This window comes from Methanomassiliicoccales archaeon (assembly GCA_014361295.1).
Classification (GTDB): Archaea; Thermoplasmatota; Thermoplasmata; order Methanomassiliicoccales; family JACIVX01; genus JACIVX01.
In genome coordinates this window covers 1-1,091 of sequence record JACIVX010000090.1, presented here as the reverse complement: position 1 = coordinate 1,091, position 1,091 = coordinate 1, and the positions used below count along the sequence as shown (strand labels likewise).

The following is a 1,091-nucleotide window of genomic DNA, read 5'->3' as shown; positions in this document are numbered from 1 at the left end:
CGGCAGAGGCTCGTGTAGGAGGGATGCTGGGGGGAAAACGAGGAATAGTGCACATCCACGTAGGTAGCGCTCCCTCTGGGCTTGAGATTCTTAGGCAGGCCGTGCAAAGCACACCCCTTCCCATCCTCCAATTTCATCCTACCCATGTGAATCGGACACCAAAGCTTTTGGGGGAGGCGGTGGAATGGGTAAGGGCAGGAGGAACGGTGGATTTGACGGTGCCAAGTAAAACGCTGACCTGGGAATTTGTGAGTGCAGTACGAAAGTTGGCAGATGTTGACCTGGATTGGGAAAGATTCACATTCAGCTCGGACGGGGGTGGGTCCATGCCCAAGTTTGACGAACACGGGCACCTTATTGGATATGCTTCGGGCGAGGTGCGAGCCCTGTGGGAAGCGGTTAGAGGCCTTCTTCAAGAAGGTTTTCCTTTGGAAATTGTGTTGCGACCCGTTACGGTTAACCCGGCGCGAATTCTCGGTATCGAAGGAAGCAAAGGAGAAATAGATGTGGGAAAGGATGCCGACCTTGTTGTTTTGGACGAAAACTTCCACGTAGTGGCGACGATTGCTAAAGGCAAGGTGATTTACTCTACTGCTTTATAGAAGCGTAGACCAGTGGTTTTTTACTCCTTGATGCTTCGGGTACATAGTGTCTCGTGTATTGTGGCTGAATAGCATGATATTTTTCTGACACAATTTCCGCAAATCCTCGCAGCCTCCTTGCCAACAGCCTTTCGTTCAAGCCCGAGAGGACCGGGTACAGAAGCTTCTCCACCGCCCCTTCATGGACGAAGATTTCCACAGCTTTGGTCCTCTTTTTCACTCCCTTACAAAGGCGCGAAAGTTGGTGTAAAGATACCGCCGAAGCGCAGAAGGATAGTTCAGAAAGGCCAGCAAGGCCAAAGCCTTCGTTTCCCACTTCTCCCCACCTAGCACGCAACTCTTTCAGCGCTTCTTCGGCTTCCTCCAAGCTCTCCGCCTTGTACACCGCCTGGAGGAGCTCGGCCACCCCTTGCTGATCCCCCTTCCTCACCTTGTTGAGGCTATCGCGCACGGCGTGAAGAACACAAAGCTGCCACTGGCTTTTGGGAA

General features: G+C 52.7%; 2 protein-coding genes. One reads left to right on the top strand and one right to left on the bottom strand.

The genetic code is table 11. From position 1 onward, the window contains the following. Window positions 1–47: 47 nt before the first annotated feature. Window positions 48–602: an amidohydrolase family protein gene (locus H5T41_11320; protein MBC7109348.1), complete on the top strand. Its 555-nt coding sequence runs from the start codon at window positions 48–50 to the stop codon at window positions 600–602. On the opposite strand, the gene H5T41_11315 is transcribed toward H5T41_11320, so the two are convergent. Further along, on the bottom strand, window positions 589–1,091 hold a 503-nt coding region (locus tag H5T41_11315; protein ID MBC7109347.1), incomplete at its 5' end, for a transposase. The genes H5T41_11320 and H5T41_11315 overlap by 14 nt on opposite strands.